This window comes from Sphingobacterium sp. InxBP1 (assembly GCF_026191775.1).
Lineage (GTDB): Bacteria > Bacteroidota > Bacteroidia > Sphingobacteriales > Sphingobacteriaceae > Sphingobacterium > Sphingobacterium thalpophilum.
Map to the genome: position 1 here is coordinate 95,671 of NZ_JAINDX010000046.1, position 16,813 is coordinate 112,483.

General features: G+C 45.5%; 15 protein-coding genes. 8 read left to right on the forward strand and 7 right to left on the reverse strand.

Annotated features, from left to right (window positions below; all coding sequences use genetic code 11):
• The first annotated feature begins 11 nt into the window (after window positions 1-11).
• Window positions 12-1,634: a RagB/SusD family nutrient uptake outer membrane protein gene (locus K7A41_RS13020; RefSeq protein ID WP_265714024.1), complete on the forward strand. Its 1,623-nt coding sequence runs from the start codon at window positions 12-14 to the stop codon at window positions 1,632-1,634.
• 56 nt (window positions 1,635-1,690) lie between these two features.
• On the opposite strand, the gene K7A41_RS13025 is transcribed toward K7A41_RS13020, so the two are convergent.
• Entirely contained in the window at window positions 1,691-2,470 is a 780-nt protein-coding gene (locus K7A41_RS13025; protein WP_265714025.1) for an MBL fold metallo-hydrolase, read from the reverse strand.
• 115 nt (window positions 2,471-2,585) lie between these two features.
• Between K7A41_RS13025 and recJ the strand changes: the two genes are divergently transcribed.
• The 3 genes from recJ to K7A41_RS13040 all read left to right on the forward strand — a co-directional run bounded on the left by recJ (window position 2,586) and on the right by K7A41_RS13040 (window position 6,779).
• Window positions 2,586-4,286 (forward strand): single-stranded-DNA-specific exonuclease RecJ, encoded by a 1,701-nt coding sequence (gene recJ, locus K7A41_RS13030; protein ID WP_265714026.1) that lies wholly within the window; start codon window positions 2,586-2,588, stop codon window positions 4,284-4,286.
• Window positions 4,287-4,505: 219 nt separating this feature from the next.
• The gene (lptB, locus tag K7A41_RS13035) at window positions 4,506-5,240 is read left to right on the forward strand and encodes an LPS export ABC transporter ATP-binding protein (RefSeq protein ID WP_028072074.1); all 735 of its coding nucleotides are present in this window, start codon (window positions 4,506-4,508) and stop codon (window positions 5,238-5,240) included.
• Between the two features lie 24 nt (window positions 5,241-5,264).
• Window positions 5,265-6,779 carry a GH3 auxin-responsive promoter family protein gene (locus K7A41_RS13040; protein ID WP_028072073.1) on the forward strand — a complete coding sequence of 505 codons (1,515 nt, stop codon included), beginning with the start codon at window positions 5,265-5,267 and terminating at the stop codon, window positions 6,777-6,779.
• Between the two features lie 80 nt (window positions 6,780-6,859).
• On the opposite strand, the gene K7A41_RS13045 is transcribed toward K7A41_RS13040, so the two are convergent.
• The gene (locus tag K7A41_RS13045; protein WP_160169546.1) at window positions 6,860-7,018 is read right to left on the reverse strand and encodes a hypothetical protein; all 159 of its coding nucleotides are present in this window, start codon (window positions 7,016-7,018) and stop codon (window positions 6,860-6,862) included.
• A 321-nt stretch (window positions 7,019-7,339) separates the two neighbouring features.
• Here K7A41_RS13045 and K7A41_RS13050 point away from each other — a divergent pair, with 321 nt between their 5' ends.
• Window positions 7,340-8,410 carry a branched-chain amino acid aminotransferase gene (locus K7A41_RS13050; protein ID WP_028072072.1) on the forward strand — a complete coding sequence of 357 codons (1,071 nt, stop codon included), beginning with the start codon at window positions 7,340-7,342 and terminating at the stop codon, window positions 8,408-8,410.
• A gap of 160 nt (window positions 8,411-8,570) precedes the next feature.
• On the opposite strand, the gene miaA is transcribed toward K7A41_RS13050, so the two are convergent.
• Genes miaA through pdxA form a run of 4 tightly spaced genes read right to left on the reverse strand, consistent with a single transcriptional unit; the run spans window position 8,571 to window position 12,712 of the window.
• Complete coding sequence (miaA, locus tag K7A41_RS13055; protein WP_265714027.1) at window positions 8,571-9,509, reverse strand: tRNA (adenosine(37)-N6)-dimethylallyltransferase MiaA; 939 nt, start codon at window positions 9,507-9,509, stop codon at window positions 8,571-8,573.
• Window positions 9,510-9,535: 26 nt separating this feature from the next.
• On the reverse strand, window positions 9,536-10,120 hold the full coding sequence (locus K7A41_RS13060) for an IS1096 element passenger TnpR family protein (protein ID WP_028072070.1): 585 nt from the start codon (window positions 10,118-10,120) through the stop codon (window positions 9,536-9,538).
• 48 nt (window positions 10,121-10,168) lie between these two features.
• The gene (locus K7A41_RS13065) at window positions 10,169-11,602 is read right to left on the reverse strand and encodes a CCA tRNA nucleotidyltransferase (RefSeq protein ID WP_265714028.1); all 1,434 of its coding nucleotides are present in this window, start codon (window positions 11,600-11,602) and stop codon (window positions 10,169-10,171) included.
• A gap of 54 nt (window positions 11,603-11,656) precedes the next feature.
• Window positions 11,657-12,712 (reverse strand): 4-hydroxythreonine-4-phosphate dehydrogenase PdxA, encoded by a 1,056-nt coding sequence (gene pdxA, locus K7A41_RS13070; RefSeq protein WP_028072068.1) that lies wholly within the window; start codon window positions 12,710-12,712, stop codon window positions 11,657-11,659.
• Window positions 12,713-12,875: 163 nt separating this feature from the next.
• Here pdxA and rsmA point away from each other — a divergent pair, with 163 nt between their 5' ends.
• From rsmA to K7A41_RS13085, 3 genes are read left to right on the forward strand one after another with little or no spacing between them, the layout of a single operon-like run.
• Complete coding sequence (gene rsmA / locus K7A41_RS13075; RefSeq protein WP_265714029.1) at window positions 12,876-13,655, forward strand: 16S rRNA (adenine(1518)-N(6)/adenine(1519)-N(6))-dimethyltransferase RsmA; 780 nt, start codon at window positions 12,876-12,878, stop codon at window positions 13,653-13,655.
• Window positions 13,656-13,658: 3 nt separating this feature from the next.
• Window positions 13,659-14,837, forward strand: coding sequence for an FAD-dependent monooxygenase (locus K7A41_RS13080; RefSeq protein ID WP_265714030.1), 1,179 nt, complete (start codon window positions 13,659-13,661; stop codon window positions 14,835-14,837).
• A complete protein-coding gene (locus tag K7A41_RS13085; RefSeq protein ID WP_265714031.1) occupies window positions 14,827-15,756 on the forward strand; it encodes an NAD(P)-dependent oxidoreductase in 930 nt (309 codons plus the stop codon). Before K7A41_RS13080 ends, K7A41_RS13085 begins: the two co-directional genes overlap by 11 nt.
• 73 nt (window positions 15,757-15,829) lie before the next feature.
• On the opposite strand, the gene K7A41_RS13090 is transcribed toward K7A41_RS13085, so the two are convergent.
• A complete protein-coding gene (locus K7A41_RS13090; protein ID WP_265714032.1) occupies window positions 15,830-16,696 on the reverse strand; it encodes a hypothetical protein in 867 nt (288 codons plus the stop codon).
• Window positions 16,697-16,813 lie beyond the last annotated feature (117 nt).

The following is a 16,813-nucleotide window of genomic DNA, read 5'->3' on the forward strand; positions in this document are numbered from 1 at the left end:
ACATTAATATCATGAAGAAAATAAACACAACTTTATATGCATTTTTAGCTGGTTTAAGCTTGCTCTTCACTGGCTGCAGCAAGGATTTTTTAAATGAAGATACCAGTAGCTTCCAGTCGCCGGACAACACGTATATCAATACAAAAGGGTTTGAAACCGGCCTGAACGGTCTTTATGCTTATGCACGAATGGAATTCTGGACATGGAACGGTAGCATCTTCTCGCACGGCGCGACTCCTCAAGAAGCGCTACAGGCAGGGACAGACATCGTTGCCATCAAAACCACCGGAACCGACGCAACATTGGCACCGTTCAGCAATTACACACTAAACCCTGCTTCTTCGTACGTCCGTAACTATTGGAAATATGCCTATGGTTTCATCGGTAACGCCAATACCATCCTAGAAGCGTTAAACAAAGAGGGTATTAGCTGGACAGACAAGGAGAATGACCCGAAACGTGTAGAGGCGACGGCGCGTTTTTTTCGCGCTTATAGCTATCGTTATCTGATCAATCTATATGGTGACGTGCCCTGGGTGGACAAGGTGTCCCAGACTCCTCGTCGCGACTTTACCCGTACGCCAAAAGCCGAAATATTAGCTCACATGATTGAAGATCTTAAATATGCCGGGGACAATCTGCCGGATAATCCTGGAACTGTACAAGAAGGAAAATTGACGAAATGGGCAGCCCTGCATTATCTTGCCGAGGCTTATATAGAAGCAGGCCAGCCAGATCTCGCAGCCGAAGCGGCAAATAAAGTGATCCAAAGCGGCTATTTTAAGCTAAATGACCAACGTTTTGGCACTGAAAAAGATAAACCTGGAGATTACTTCCATGACATGTTTATCGAAAATAACCAAAACCGTTCATCTGGCAATCAAGAAACAATATGGGCCATTCAATTGGAATATAATACACAGGGTGGTGGCGACCGCTACACGGATTGGAGCAAACGTGCGTGGGTTCCGTTCTATTCCCAACAAAAAGGTTTCGCCCTAGCTGACTCACTTGGCGGAAGAGGACTTGGGCACATACGGCCATATGCATGGTGGTTAAATAGTTATGAACAGCAAGACATTAGAAATTCCTCTTTCAATATCAAGCGCGATTGGTATTACAATGATCCATCTGTACCAGAACTTTATGGTAAGAAGGTTGAACTGACCAAAGCTATTATTGAATCCGGAAATGTATTCCCTACGATAACCAAATTTTTCTATGGAAAGACGGCAGTAGATCCTGCATTCGAAGGGAATATGAAAGACCGCGTTAAAGTACGTTTGGCTGAAACCTATCTATTATTGGCAGAAGCATATATGAGAGCCAATAAGCCGGCTCAGGCGAAGGATGCTATCAATGCGGTACGCGCCCGTGCAAAGGCCTCACTGGTTGACGCATCTGCTATTAACACCGATCTAATTCTCGACGAACGTGCCCGGGAGCTGATGGGCGAAGAAATGCGTCGTATGACACTCGCCCGGTTTGGCGAGGATGTGTTCTTACGCCGCGTACAGACGCTTAATCCACAATCGAAAGATGTGGTCAAGAAAGAATTTATTCTCTGGCCGATCCCACAAGAGGTCATTGACAGCAACACGGGGGCTGCTTTCCCGCAAAATCCGGGTTATTAAATTTATAATAAACCTTCGCGGAAGATGTCGACATCATCCGTGGAGGTTTATTCGACCTACTTCGCTTCCACCAGCCTATAACTACCGTCTTCGCGTGCCTGACTGCGACCGATCGCAATGCTTTTGGAATGGTAAAACAGAAAGATCCAGTTTTCCGGAGCTCCTGCCGCCCAATAGGTCTGCCTCAGTTCTTTGGACCGCCGGCCATCGAAATCATATTTCGCCACATAGTTATGAAAAATCTCCTCGGGCTCAGGTAATACGTCGCCACCAAAAAAATACTGCTCGCTACCACTGTGGATGTGGAATACCTGATGGTTGGCCGTATGGCCGCCGCTGTGCGCATATGAAATTACATCATTTACCTTTCCGGCACCTTCCACCAATACCAGGTTACCGCTCCGTTGTACCACATCAAATATTTCGGTCCGATACGAGCTGGAGATACCTGAATAGGCATCCTCCCACTCGCCGCGCTGCACGATATATTCGGCCTCGGGAAAAGCAATTCGCGGCGTCCCGCTCTCTATAGTGACCATACCACCGGCATGGTCTTTATGCAAGTGTGACATGAGCACATAATTAATATCCCCTGGCTCATGACCCAGTTTCCGAATATTTTCATGCAATCTCAGTACACCATTGTCGTTGGCATACCCTAATCCCGTATCACAGATTATGAGACCCGCATCTGTTTTCAGCAAAAAAGGGTGTAAATCGATAAACATGGATCCCGGCCGGTCCCCGGGATCATCGAAATCAGGATCAAAGGGGACAAATTTTTTGCTCTTGTCAACGGAAAAAGAACCCTCATACAAAGAATAAGCCTGCACCATATTTAAAACATTGGGAATATGCACGTTAAGCAAAGAGGCCGTCAATACCGGGTTTAGGAATTAGGTAAGTCCAGCCTTAAAACGTATATTTACACTTAAAATATGCTGCAAAGATATGCAAAAAAGGTGGGTACTAAAATCTAAAACTGATGTCAAAATAACCAACAAACTGCGCGAGGAATTAAATATCAACCCTGTGTTAGCGGAGTTGCTCGTCAGCCGGGGCATTGGAACTTTTGATCAGGCAAAACAGTTTTTTAGGCCACAACTGAGCGACTTGCACGATCCTTTTTTGATGAAGGATATGGAAAAAGCCATATCCAGAATCATCCGGGCCATCGGTAACAAAGAAAAAATACTGATTTATGGGGACTACGATGTTGACGGCACGACAGCCGTTGCCGTTGTCTACAGCTTCTTCCGGGAATTCCACAGCCAGCTTGAATTTTACATTCCTGACCGTTATGCCGAAGGCTACGGCATATCGACACAGGGGATAGACTACGCTGCCGCCAACGGATTTACCTTGATCATTGCACTGGACTGCGGGATTAAGGCCATCGACAAAATTGATTACGCCAACAGCAAGGGCATAGACTTTATCATTGGCGACCACCACCTTCCGGGAGAAAAGCTTCCCAACGCCTATGCTGTACTGGATCCGAAACGTGCCGACTGCGACTATCCTTATAAGGAGCTTTCGGGTTGCGGTATCGGATTTAAGATCATTCAGGCCTTTATCCTAACCAATGGCATGGATATCAAAGCCTGCTATCAGTTTTTGGATCTGGTTGCCGTTAGTATCGCTTCGGATATTGTTCCCATCACTGGAGAAAATAGAATTCTGAGCCACTTTGGGCTTATCAAGCTCAATACCAACCCCTGTGTAGGACTCAAGGCCCTGATCGACCTTTCCAACAACCGGACAAAAACATTTACCGTCAATGACATCGTTTTTCAGATCGGCCCACGGATCAATGCAGCCGGCCGTATCGATCATGCGAAAGATGCAGTCAAACTGCTTATATGTAAATCACTACAGGAAGCTAAAGATTTCAGTTCGAGTATTGATGATCAAAATAATGTGCGCAAGGACTTTGACCTCAAGATAACGGAGGAAGCTCTCGCGTTGATTGAGGAAAATGTCGTTCTGAAAAGCCGAAAGTCGACCGTATTATACAAGTCGGACTGGCACAAGGGGGTCATCGGAATTGTCGCCTCCAGACTCACAGAGAAATATTATCGTCCAACGATAATCCTGACCGAAACGAATGGTCATATCGCAGGTTCCTGCCGTTCGGTGATTGGATTTGACCTCTATGAAGCTCTCAGCGAATGTGCTGACTTGCTCGAGCAGTTTGGCGGACATAAATACGCTGCAGGGCTGACCATGTCACTGGAAAATGTCACCTTATTTCAGGACCGTTTCGAAGAGGTTGTCGCCAGACGTATCAGCCCCGAAATGCTAACGCAGGAAATTGTGATCGATGCCAAGCTTCAGCTCAAAGATATCGATGGCAAATTTTTCCGTATACTCCAGCAATTTGAGCCCTTCGGCCCGCAAAATGAATCACCTATTTTCCTAAGCAAAAAGGTCAGCGCTGTCGGGCAGGCATTTCTGGTCGGAAATAACCATTTGAAAATGGCCGTGGTACAAGAAGATTCACCTTCATTCGAGTGTATAGGTTTTGGTCTCGCCGAGCATATTGACCATATCAATTCGGGACAGAGCTTTGACATCTGCTACAGCATTGAGGAAAATGTATGGCGCAACAAACGAAACCTGCAACTCAACATAAAGGGGATCAGGTATTAGTTGGCAGGTTGAATCGGATCTATCCAAGGAAATCGTGGAATAACTTGATCCGCTGACCACTTGATAATAACGAGATATTAAATATATTTACAAAAGATTTGCACAGAATGGCCCATGAGTAAATGTGTCAGCAACAAGCTGGTGATCAGAGACCTTGGCCATCGTCTATCAACCGGTTGACTGAAGGGTGCAGAATCAGAGAACAGACAATTCACGAAGATGATTTTAAAGGCAGAGCATCTCATAAAAAAATATAAACAACGTACTGTTGTCAACAATGTTTCCTTCCATGTAGAACAAGGGGAGATTGTCGGATTGCTGGGACCCAATGGTGCCGGCAAAACCACGTCATTCTATATGATTGTAGGACTGATCAAACCCAATGAGGGCAAGGTATTTCTGGACGATCAGGAAATTACCCAAGATGCCATGTATCAACGCGCGCAACGCGGTATTGGTTATCTGGCACAGGAAGCATCCGTCTTTCGGAAGCTGTCTGTGGAAAACAATATTCTCGCTGTCCTGGAGATACATTACCCCAACAAGGAGGAGCGCTTGGCAAAGCTGGAAGAACTATTGACCGAGTTTAGTCTGCATCGGGTGCGTAAAAACAGGGGTGACCTCCTGTCCGGTGGTGAGCGCCGGCGGACAGAAATCGCCCGTGCACTGGCCGCAAATCCTTCTTTTATTCTACTGGATGAACCCTTTGCAGGGGTAGACCCCATTGCGGTTGAGGAAATTCAGACCATCGTTGCGAAGCTCAAAACACGCAATATTGGCATCCTGATCACCGACCACAACGTACAGGAGACCTTGTCCATCACCGACAGAGCGTATTTGCTGACCGAAGGCAAGATCATGCTGACGGGCACACCCGAGGAAATTGCCGACAATGAGCTCGCCCGGAAATTCTATCTCGGCCGTCATTTTGAATTACGAAGGAAAAAATTTTAAACGTCTAAAGCAACATCATCTCCTATGGCCCTATTAAACTCCATTTTTACTTGGTTCATGAAAAAGAGAATTCATCAGATTGAGCTTTTCATGAAATACCCGCACGACGTGCAAGAAGAATGGTTTCAAAGTTTAATTTCCACAGCAGAGGCAACCGAGTGGGGAAAAAAATATGATTACACCAGCATATTGACTCCCGAGATATTCAAAGAGCGGGTTCCGATACAAGACTACGACGACATCAAAGGCTATGTGGACCGTATGATCAAAGGCGAACAGAATATCCTCTGGCCTTCGGATATCAAATGGTTTGCAAAATCTTCGGGTACAACATCGGACCGTAGCAAGTTCATTCCTGTCAGCGAAGAAGCACTCGAAGAATGCCATTTTCAGGGAGGAAAGGACATGCTGACCATCTATTGCCACAATAGACCTGAAAACCGCGTTTTTACCGGTAAGTCCGTAGTCATTGGCGGTTCGTCCCAGATCAATAATTTCAGCCCAGACTCTTATTATGGGGATTTGTCGTCGATCTTGATCCGCAATCTTCCATTCTGGGCAGAATTCAAACGGACCCCAAACATAGAAGTGACTTTAAATCCTAATTTTGAAGAAAAGATCGAACAGATAGCGCAGATCACCATCAAGGAAAATGTGACCAGCCTGGCGGGCGTACCGACATGGAATATTGTAATGGCTAAGCGCATCCTGGAAATCACGGGCAAGGACAATCTACTGGAGGTATGGCCAAACCTCGAATTTTATGGTCATGGAGGGGTTAGCTTCAAGCCTTACCGTGAGCAGTTCAAGTCCCTCATTCCTACAGAAAAGATGTATTATCTGGAAAACTATAATGCCTCAGAAGGCTATTTTGGCCTGCAGGACCAGTCAGATTCGGACGATTTGTTATTGATGCTGGACTACGGGATTTATTACGAATTTCTACCGACCGAACGGATGCATGAGGAAAATCCAAAAACCTTGCGCCTGGATGAGGTGGAAATCGGTAAAAACTACGCGCTGATCATATCGACCAACGCGGGATTGTGGCGCTATAAAATCGGGGATACCATCAAATTCACCTCTTTGTCGCCCTACCGCTTTCAGATCTCAGGCCGTACCAAGCAATATATCAACACGTTTGGCGAAGAGGTGATCGTAGACAATGCTGAGCAGGCGCTGACTGAAGCCAGCAAACTGACCAACGCGCGTGTCAAAGATTATACAGCGGGCCCCGTATATTTTAAAGATGCTGAAGCGGGAGCCCATGAATGGGTCATCGAATTTGAGCAACAGCCCAATGACTTTAAGCGGTTTTGTGAAATACTGGATGCCAAACTACGGGAAATCAATTCTGATTACGATGCAAAGCGATTTAAGGACATGGCGCTGCGATCACCGATCATCCATAATGCGCCTGAAAATACTTTCTATACATGGATGAAATCCAGGGATAAGCTAGGTGGCCAGAATAAGGTGCCACGGCTGAGCAACAACAGGGAATATTTGGACCCGCTACTGAAAATTCTACGTGATTAAAACGGTATGATGGCTATAATTGGTTGTTGAGATTAGCCAAAAGTCGCTCCGTTGCTATTTTTGGCTAATCTCTTTCTGTTTTAGGGTTTGATTGCTGTTTTATATAAAAACACAAAAAAACCAAGGATAAAATTCACAGAAATACCTTTCTTTTGAATTTCAACTTCACGCTGTAACAATTCGCGAGTTTCACCCGATGTTACTTCATTGCTTTTGTTAAGACGTTGAGTCAATTCCATACTAAGTTTATTTTATGATAAGTGATTTTATAGCGTAACTGCAGACCAAGTGTCAATCTTTGGTCGCACAGTTTAGAGCCAAACTTTATGCCATAAATTATACTCCCAGGATTAATTAACATAAAATTAATACAATTAATTTTTGATGTAAATCAGCAGCTACAATCTACAGGAACATTTTCCGATTTATAGAAAAAGTGTAGTAAATCGGGGAATTACTGTCCCAAATAAAAGGCATCTGCCGCACCGCAAATTATCGATGTAAAGTGCGGTTTATATGTCAATTTTTCCTAACTTAGCCTAAGTAATATAAAAAATAAGATGAACGCGACAGAGAACTATTCAATTCGCGTAGAGCCAACTCAAAATTCAAGACTCTCGCAAGTAGATTTCGACAATCTAAAATTCGGAAAGATATTATCTGACCACATGCTGGTCGCCAACTATGATGACGGTGAATGGAAAGATGTCAGCGTCGTCCCTTATGGAGATATCAGTATCAGTCCTTCCATGTCTGCTTTACATTATGGTCAAGCGATTTTTGAGGGAATCAAAGCGTACAAGTTTGCAGATGGCACAGTGAGTATTTTTCGTCCGGACAGAAACTGGGAACGTTTCAACAAATCTGCTGTCCGTCTTCAGATGCCTGAAGTCCCTGAAGAGATCTTTATGGACGGGCTGAATAAGCTGTTGGACATCGATCGTGACTGGGTTCCGGCTAAAGAGGGTTCATCCTTATATATCCGCCCGTTTATGTTCGGTACCGAAGGAGCATTGGGCGTACATCCGTCAAAATCGTACAAGTTTATCATTATCACAGGTCCAGTAGGCGCTTATTATAGCAAACCGATCAGCTTAAAAGTCGAAACTTATTACACGCGTGCCGCAGAAGGCGGTGTTGGGTTCTCGAAAAATGCTGGTAACTATGCCCTGTCGCTTTACCCGACCCAGCTGGCAAATGACGAAGGCTATGATCAAATCATGTGGACCGATGCTGCTGAACACAAATATATTGAGGAAGCGGGTACAGCGAACCTGATCTTCCGCATTGGCGATTCGATTATCACTCCACACGGCGATACGATCCTTCATGGCGTTACACGCCGCACCATCATGGAGCTGGCAGAGAAGTGGGGATATCAGGCCGAACAAAGGAAAGTATCTGTTCAGGAACTGATCGACGGCATCAAAGCAGGTACCGTGTCCGAGGCTTTTGCCGCTGGAACTGCTGCTACGATTACACACATTAGCCGTATCGGTTACGAAGGACAGGATTACCATCTGCCTCCCGTTGAGGGCCGTGAATTCTCCAACAAGGTATTGCAGTATCTGAACGAGTTGCGCTATGGAAAAGTAGAAGACACTTTCGGATGGAACTATATCGTTAAATAAACGAAAACACAAGGTATAAAACGGGGCTGTCCAACAATGTTGGACAGCCCCGTTTTGTATGCGATTCTATACATGTCCCTCACAGCATCATTTCAGGATCCGATTCTCCAAAGGATTGGATTGACTTTCTGAATATCTTCTTGATACTTACGCGGCAAGCCTAATCAGTTTCGGCCAATTGACTTTCTATAAAGCGAATGATCTCCACTGTTTCCGAAGGTTGGAACCAGTGGGTATTGCCATATTTTTTAAACCAGGTGATCTGCCGCTTGGCATAGCGTCGGGAATTCTGTTTGATTTTGTCCACCGCTTCGGACAGCGACTGTTTACCATCCAGAAAGTCAAATAGTTCGGCATAACCAACGGTCAGTAAGGCAGGCTTCATCTTGTAAGGCAGCAGTGACTCGACCTCTGCCAGGAGACCAGCCTCCATCATATGATCCACACGGCTGTTGATTCGCCCGTAGAGCGCGGTACGATCCATATTCAGCCCTATTGTCAGGATGTCAAAAGGCCTTTTCTCCACCTCCTTTTTATGAAACATGGACATTGGTGTGCCCGTGGCTTCAAATACTTCCAGTGCACGGACCACCCGTTGCGGATTATCGACATCTGCCACCTCAAAATAGGCGGGATCGATGATTTTTAGTCGCTCTTTCATGACCTCAAGGCCCAGATCAGCAAGCTCCGAATTAAGTCGTTCGCGGACCTCTGCTCCCGCTTTGGGCAGGTCGTCCAGCCCTTCACATAAGGCCCGGACAAAAAGTCCTGAACCGCCAACCATAACGACAACATCGCGCTGCCGAAAAAGTTCATCCAGTTTCGCCAGCGCCTCCCGTTCAAAATCCCCTGCCGAATAGTCCTGTGTAATGTGATGGGAATTAATAAAATGATGAGGCACAGCGGCCAGCTCAGCGGCCTCAGGCTTTGCTGTGCCAATGGACATCTCCCGGTAAAACTGGCGGGAGTCTGCAGAAATGATTTCAGTTTTAAAATATTGTGCCAATGAAATAGCCATTGCAGTTTTTCCAACAGCAGTCGGACCCACAATGGCTATCAATGTTTTTCCCTTCGCCATAATCACTGCGTCAAATGCCATGGATGCATTCTCGGCCTATTATCTATTTAATATTCGTCTTCGTACCCGTTGGATTCTTCACGCTCCTCCTCGCCTTCGCCGTCTTCATCATCGCTGTCGAAGCCATCCAATTCATCCTCATCGTCCACACCGTATTGTGTATCGTCTTCCTCCACATAGTCGTCTTCTTCCACTGCATCGGAAACAGGAAAATTGGCTGCAGTCATTGTTTTCGGAACCTGTCCCACGGACTTGAACAGCGCAGGGTATTGCTTACCATCCTCCTCTTTCAGGATCTTAATCAATTCGACCTGAAAATCATAGGGACGCTCAAAATTATAGATGTAATAGAACTTCTGATGCGGATCGTCGATAAACTTGCTCAGACGGATATTTTCCATGAGCAATACTTCAGCATCCCGTTTGCGCTGAACCGGCTTATACGCAATTTCGGTTCCCTTTTTCCATTGGTCATTGCTCACATAGAACGAGGAAGAAGCCTCAGCAGCATAGCCTGTCGATTTATGGATTTCCTCATGCAAGTCTAAAAATGTACTTTTGGAAGGCATATCAATTTCACGATATACATCCTCATAGTCCTCAAAAGTAACTCTAAATCTATAAATTGCCATCTCTAAATGTGTTCTTCTTTTTTAGCAGTTTAAAATTAATACTATATTTTAAGAATTGGAAATTTCCAATGGGATTTCTTGTTTGACAGTTAAGCCTAAATCTTGGGCCTTTTGCAGGAGATAGTGATATGCTTCGATTCGCGAATTGGGAATTTCGCCTTCCAATATCGCCTCCCGGATTATGTTTTTTAGCTGCCCCACCGTGCGGCCCGGTGTCAGGCCAAACAGGATCATGATATCCTGTCCGCTGATAGGAGGCTGCCAGTTACGAATTTTGTCGCGTTCTTCAACATCTTTGAGCTTTTGTTTCACAAGCTCAAAATTCTGTCGATATTTTTTCTTTTTAAACTCATTCTTGGTTGTCACATCGGCATGGCAAAGCATCATAAGCGCTTCAATATCGTCCCCCGCCTCAAACAAGAGACGTCGCACTGCGGAGTCTGTCACGATATCCTGGGCCAGCACGATAGGGCGCAAGTGCAGCTGCACCAGTTTCTGAACAAACTTCATCTTTTCATTGAGCGGCAATTTCAGTTCGGCAAAAAGCTTAGGCACCATGCGGGCACCACGGTCTTCATGTCCGTGAAACGTCCAGCCGAGTTTTTTATCAAAGCGTTTTGTAGCAGGCTTGGCAATATCGTGCATGACGGCCGCCCAGCGCAGCCATAAATCGTCAGATTGCTCGCAAACATTGTCCAGCACTTTCAGTGTATGGTAGAAGTTGTCTTTATGTCCTTTTCCGTCAATGATGTCTACCCCATGCAGGTTGTACATCGCCGGAAAAATCAGTTCAAGCAGTCCTGTATCAAAAAGGTATTTAAATCCTACCGACGGTTTGGTGGAGAGCATGATCTTATTGATCTCATCAATAATCCGTTCCTTGGAAATGATTTTGATACGATCTTTGGTTTCGGAAATTGCGGTGATGGCCTCTATAGCAATTTTGAAGTTTAGCTGCGTTGCGAAACGAATCGCACGCATCATGCGTAGCGGATCATCCGAAAAGGTTTCTATGGGATCAAGCGGTGTCCGAATAATGCGGTGCTCGAGGTCCTTCACCCCGTTGAAAGGATCCACCAGGGCACCGTAGTCAGCTTTATTTAACGAAAAAGCCATCGCATTGATGGTAAAATCGCGGCGGTTTTGATCGTCCGCCAATGTTCCGTCTTCCACAATCGGTTTTCGGGAATTGGCACGATACGATTCTCTTCTGGCGCCGACAAATTCCACGTTTAGGCCGTCATACACCAACATGGCAGTGCCAAAGTTTTTGTACACAGCCACCTTGGTCTGCAGTTTTTCACCTAATAAGGTGGCAAATTCAATACCACTTCCCACAACAACAATATCCACATCATTTTTGAAAGGACGTTGCATCAGATAGTCCCGTACATAGCCGCCGATGACGTAACATTCGGTATTTGTCTTTTCAGCAAGCTCTTTGATGATTGTAAATATTGGATGTTGTAAATTATCGTACATAGTTAGAACAGGAGGTAAAAAACCAAACAGTTTGCAAAAGTAAGAATTTTTTCCCTAATCCCTATCTTTGGATAACTTGCGGAACGCCAATGGATTTTTGAGCAATTCAGCCTGTTCTCTACGTTTTTTAATGATATGCAATGCCGAAAAAAGTGCTTCGGCAAAGGAGCTTGAAGAGGCTAAGTTTTTCCCCGCGATATCATAACCCGTACCATGGTCAGGTGAGGTACGCACGATGGGCAAGCCGGCCGTAAAATTGACTCCAGCTCCGTTGGCGATATGTTTGAAAGGGATAAGGCCCTGGTCGTGATACATAGCCAGCACTGCATCAAATTTTTCATAAGCACCCTTCGCGAAAAAGCCATCTGCTGGATATGGACCAAAACAGAAGATTCCCTGTTCATTAGCTTTTTCTACAGTTGGACGAATGATCTGGTCATCTTCCGTTCCAATAATACCGTGGTCTCCAGCATGTGGATTAAGCCCAAGAACAGCTATTTTAGGCTTCTCGATCCAAAAATCTTTTTTCAGGGACTCATTCATTAATGTTAGCTTCTTCAAAATCGCTTCCTCGGTGATATTTGCAGCCACTTCGTGCAAAGGGATGTGTCCAGTGACAACACCGATGCGAAGTTCGTCGCAGATCATAAACATCAATACATCGTTAGCATCAACTTTTGCCTGCAGGTATTCGGTATGACCGGGGAAATTAAATCCTTCCTGCTGAATATTATGTTTATTGATCGGTGCAGTTACCAAGGCATCTATTTTACCGGCTTTGAGGTCTTCGACAGCCCTTTCCAATGACAGGAAAGCATATTTACCGCCGGTCTCATTTTCCTCTCCCAGTGTGATCTTGACATCCTCCTGCCAGCAATTAATCATATTCGCACGTTTGGGATGAGCTTGTTCGGCATCATTGATCACATTAAAACTAAAATCATTTATGCCAATAGCTTTGCGGTGAAAAGAAGCCACTTTCGTATTTCCGTAAACTATAGGTGTAAAGAAGTCACATATACGTGGATCCACCAAAGACTTGATGATCACTTCAAGTCCGATGCCATTAATATCGCCAACAGTAATTCCGATTCTTAATTTATCACTCATCCTATTTAATGCTTTGATCCAAAAATAGGGATTTTTTTTTAGTATTGGGTAGTTAGATATGACTATTGAGATTCTGGTTGCACGAGCGCGTCGCATAAAAACTGTCACCACTTTTAATTTTGACTTTTTACGCTATAAAGCTTTTAATTTTTAATTTTGTAGCATGAGCACAGTAAGAGCAAAAAAACATTTAGGACAGCATTTTTTGAACGATAAAAATGCAGCGCAACGTATCGTGGAAGCTTTGGATCCTAAACTGGGCTTTGGTCAGGTGCTCGAGGTGGGGCCGGGAATGGGCGTCCTTTCCGATTTTCTGCTACAAAAAGAAGAATATGAAACGTACCTGATCGATGTTGATGACGAGTCCATCGCCTATCTGGACGACAAATATCCGCAGCTCGGCGAGCGCCTGATCCATGGAGACTTCCTGAACTTGGATTTTTCGCAGTATTTTGGTGAGAAAATGGCCGTCATTGGCAATTTCCCTTACAATATATCCTCGCAGATCTTATTTAAGATTCTGGAAGAACGGCAACGTGTCGTGCAGATGACCGGCATGTTCCAAAAAGAGGTGGCCGAACGTTGTACTGCCAAAGCCGGCAGCAAGGAGTATGGTATCCTCAGCGTTTTTCTTCAAGCTTATTACAAAGTGGAGTACCTGTTTACGGTCAAAGCAGGCGCATTTAACCCACCGCCAAAGGTGCTGTCGGGGGTCATCCGCATGACAAGAAACGACCGTGAACAGCTGGATTGTGACGAAAAGCTATTTTGGCGGGTGGTGAAAGCCGGGTTCAACCAGCGCCGCAAGACCCTCCGCAATTCACTCTCCGGAGTTATTCCCAAAGATAAAATGTCGGACAACCCGCTATATGACCTTCGCGCAGAGCGGCTGACGGTGGATGACTTTGTTAGTCTCACAAATGAAATTGCCAGCTGCCCCTGAGATATGAAACCAAGCCAAAGCACATTCATCATTGTCGGCGGCGGGATCGCTGGGCTATGTGCCGCGATCGGCCTCCAAAAACTGGGCATTGAGGCGCATGTATATGAAAGTGCGGCCGAGCTTAAAGGAATCGGAGCTGGCTTTGGACTTGCTGCTAATGCCATGCAGGCGTTAGAACTAATGGGGCTAAAGGCAGAGATCAGCAAAATTGGTCATTATCTGGATTCCTACAATGTACTTGATCAGCACGGCCATATTCTGGTCGCGCCCAGCACGCAAACCATCAGTTCAAAATACAGGCAGGACAATTTTGCCGTCCATCGCGCTGACCTACATCAGTTTTTATTATCCAAAATTTCGCACCAACGGATCCATCTAGGCAAGCGTGCCATATCCCTCGAACGGGAACAAGGTGGGGTAAAGGTACACTTTGCCGATGGCAGCCAGACCACAGGTCACGCCCTACTGATTGCCGACGGTGTACATTCGCTGTTGCGGCAGCAACTTGTCCCCGGGTCTGCCCCCCGCTATGCCGGTTATACCTGTTGGCGGGCCACAATCGACAACAGCAGCATACAGCTGAAGAAAAGTACCGAAACATGGGGGGCAAAAGGCCGCTTTGGGATGACCCCACTCGTCGGCAACCGCATCTACTGGTATGCCTGTGTCAACAGTCCTGCCCAAAACCTCACCTTAGGAAACTGGGGTACAGCAGAACTTCTGAATAATTTTAAGGATTATCACTCCCCAATTCCGACAATATTAAAGGAAACCAATACCGAAGATCTTATCTGGAACGACATCATCGATATCGCACCATTGCAGCAACTCGCCTTTGATCAAGTTGTCCTATTGGGAGATGCTGGCCATGCCACCACACCGAATTTAGGACAGGGAGCCTGCCAGGCGATCGAAGATGTTGCTGTATTGCTGGACGAGCTGCGGACGACCCCATCCATACCCGAGGCATTCAAAGGTTTTGAGAAGCGACGGATAGACCGCGTGAGATATATTTGCAATACCTCCTGGAGGATCGGTAAAGTCGCGCAATGGGAAAATCCTTTCTTAATCGCTATGCGGAATTTCTTCATGAAAATCATGCCCAACAGCCTTAAACAGCAGCAAATAAACAATTTACTATCCGTGGACTTTATGCAAATTAACCGTAATCATGGAAACTAATATTTTGATTGTTGATGATATCCATCCTGTCATGCTCGAGAAATTTGACGAAGCAGGCATCGCATATAGTTATCAGCCGGATATCAGCCGTGCGGAAGCAGAGCAAATCATCACCAGCTATTCCGGTCTGGTGATCCGCTCTAAATTTCAGGTCGACAGCGCTTTTCTGAATTTTGCGCCAAACCTACGTTTTATTGCTCGCGCTGGTGCCGGCATGGACAACATCGATGACGAAGCCGCCGGGCTGCGGCACATTACATTGATACCGGCAAATGAGGGCAACCGCAATGCCGTCGGCGAGCACATGATCGGTATGCTATTGAGCCTGATGAACCACCTCAATCGTGCGGACCGCCAGGTTAGATCGGGACAATGGTTGCGTGAGGCCAACCGCGGCTACGAGTTGAAGGGCCGTACAGTGGGGCTTATTGGCTATGGCCACAACGGCATGGCGATGGCCAAAAAACTGTCCGGCTTTGACGTCAAGGTGCTGGCGTATGATAAGTACCGGAAGGATTATAGCGATATATACGCTACTGAGGCCAGCATGGAGGCGATCTACCAACAGGCAGATATCATCAGTTTTCATATCCCCCTCACCGGAGAAACGAAAGGGATGATCGATGAACAGTATCTATCGAAGTTCGAAAAACGGATATTCTTTTTGCTCGGTGCGAGGGGAGGCATTGTGGATGTGTCAGCAGTATTAAATGGCCTTGATAAAGGGAGCATACTCGGAGCAGCCTTTGATGTACTTCCGATAGAGAAATTCCCAAAATTGGCCGAACAAAGCTGGTATAAGGATCTTATCAGCCGCGATAACGTCATCCTTTCCCCACACGTGGCAGGATGGACATTTGAAAGCTATTATAAGCTGTCGGAGGTCGCCGCAGATAAGATTATCGCTTTTCTAAGGTGATCCGCATGCTTTATTATTCTAGAAAAAGTTATCATGTGATAAGGCCATGACGGTTATGTTCTAGCTGGCGTTATTACAAGCCATAAAAAAGAACAACAATCAAAAATTGGAGCACGAGGCTACCGTCCAATAAATAGGCATAGTGATAATGTTCCCGGGATTTGAATACGGCCAGTTTGAGGAGAGCCAGTATCAGCAGGTTGGTCAGGATCAGTCCTATCTTGATCGGCATCAGATAAGGTGCAATCAGTATAAAAAGGCTATGCAATACCAATAGCGTGTATGTAAGATTCTTTGCTTTTTGTTCGCCCAGCATATTAGGCAGCGTCCGCAGGTGATAATACGAATCCTGCTGGATATCGCGGATATCGAAAGGCAGTGTACAGATAATCAAAAATATAAATTTGAGCACACATAATACCATAAATACCCAATGGTCGACGGTAATACCTGTATTGGCCAGCTCAACGTAAGGGAGCACCACACTGCTGCACACCCAGACCAGAGCAATGTGGAAAATCTTAGCTCCCGGAATCTGCCGGAGGCCCACTTTCCGGTCATGGAAAGTAAACAAAGGCATACCGTACAACAGGCTCAACGCGCCAATGAAACCCAAAAATAGGAATGAATACAAGTGGATATGCCATAAGCAATAAGCAAGCAGGGCCAGAGCGATGACATTATTGCACCACATCACCCATTCGTGATTAAAAATCCAACGCGTCCGCGGAAATTTTGACTGCTTCGGATTTTTGGGTTTGGACCACCATAAGCTAAAATTGTAGAGCAGTAAAGTCGCCGTACCTTCAATCAGGACAATATACCAATTGATCGGCCGTTCAAAGATAATATAGGTCAGTGCACATTGCGCCATGGCAGCCAGTGCAATCAGAATATTCGTATAAATGCTGACATAGAATATCTTTCTGAGAAAGGACATTTGCATTAAATCTTATTGCAATATAACAATCTTGATAGATAAAAGTAGTTTAACATTATATTAAACTTCAAATTGTTGATAAAATGGGCAAAAACCGCTAAATTGTACACCGAAATT

Bases quoted from the DNA above. Each gene is read 5' to 3' on its own strand.
- K7A41_RS13020 (WP_265714024.1), top strand. From the start codon at position 12: ATGAAGAAAATAAACACAACTTTATATGCATTTTTAGCTGGTTTAAGC.
- K7A41_RS13025 (WP_265714025.1), bottom strand. From the start codon at position 2,470: ATGGTGCAGGCTTATTCTTTGTATGAGGGTTCTTTTTCCGTTGACAAG.
- recJ (WP_265714026.1), top strand. From the start codon at position 2,586: ATGCAAAAAAGGTGGGTACTAAAATCTAAAACTGATGTCAAAATAACC.
- lptB (WP_028072074.1), top strand. From the start codon at position 4,506: ATGATTTTAAAGGCAGAGCATCTCATAAAAAAATATAAACAACGTACT.
- K7A41_RS13040 (WP_028072073.1), top strand. From the start codon at position 5,265: ATGGCCCTATTAAACTCCATTTTTACTTGGTTCATGAAAAAGAGAATT.
- K7A41_RS13045 (WP_160169546.1), bottom strand. From the start codon at position 7,018: ATGGAATTGACTCAACGTCTTAACAAAAGCAATGAAGTAACATCGGGT.
- K7A41_RS13050 (WP_028072072.1), top strand. From the start codon at position 7,340: ATGAACGCGACAGAGAACTATTCAATTCGCGTAGAGCCAACTCAAAAT.
- miaA (WP_265714027.1), bottom strand. From the start codon at position 9,509: ATGGCATTTGACGCAGTGATTATGGCGAAGGGAAAAACATTGATAGCC.
- K7A41_RS13060 (WP_028072070.1), bottom strand. From the start codon at position 10,120: ATGGCAATTTATAGATTTAGAGTTACTTTTGAGGACTATGAGGATGTA.
- K7A41_RS13065 (WP_265714028.1), bottom strand. From the start codon at position 11,602: ATGTACGATAATTTACAACATCCAATATTTACAATCATCAAAGAGCTT.
- pdxA (WP_028072068.1), bottom strand. From the start codon at position 12,712: ATGAGTGATAAATTAAGAATCGGAATTACTGTTGGCGATATTAATGGC.
- rsmA (WP_265714029.1), top strand. From the start codon at position 12,876: ATGAGCACAGTAAGAGCAAAAAAACATTTAGGACAGCATTTTTTGAAC.
- K7A41_RS13080 (WP_265714030.1), top strand. From the start codon at position 13,659: ATGAAACCAAGCCAAAGCACATTCATCATTGTCGGCGGCGGGATCGCT.
- K7A41_RS13085 (WP_265714031.1), top strand. From the start codon at position 14,827: ATGGAAACTAATATTTTGATTGTTGATGATATCCATCCTGTCATGCTC.
- K7A41_RS13090 (WP_265714032.1), bottom strand. From the start codon at position 16,696: ATGTCCTTTCTCAGAAAGATATTCTATGTCAGCATTTATACGAATATT.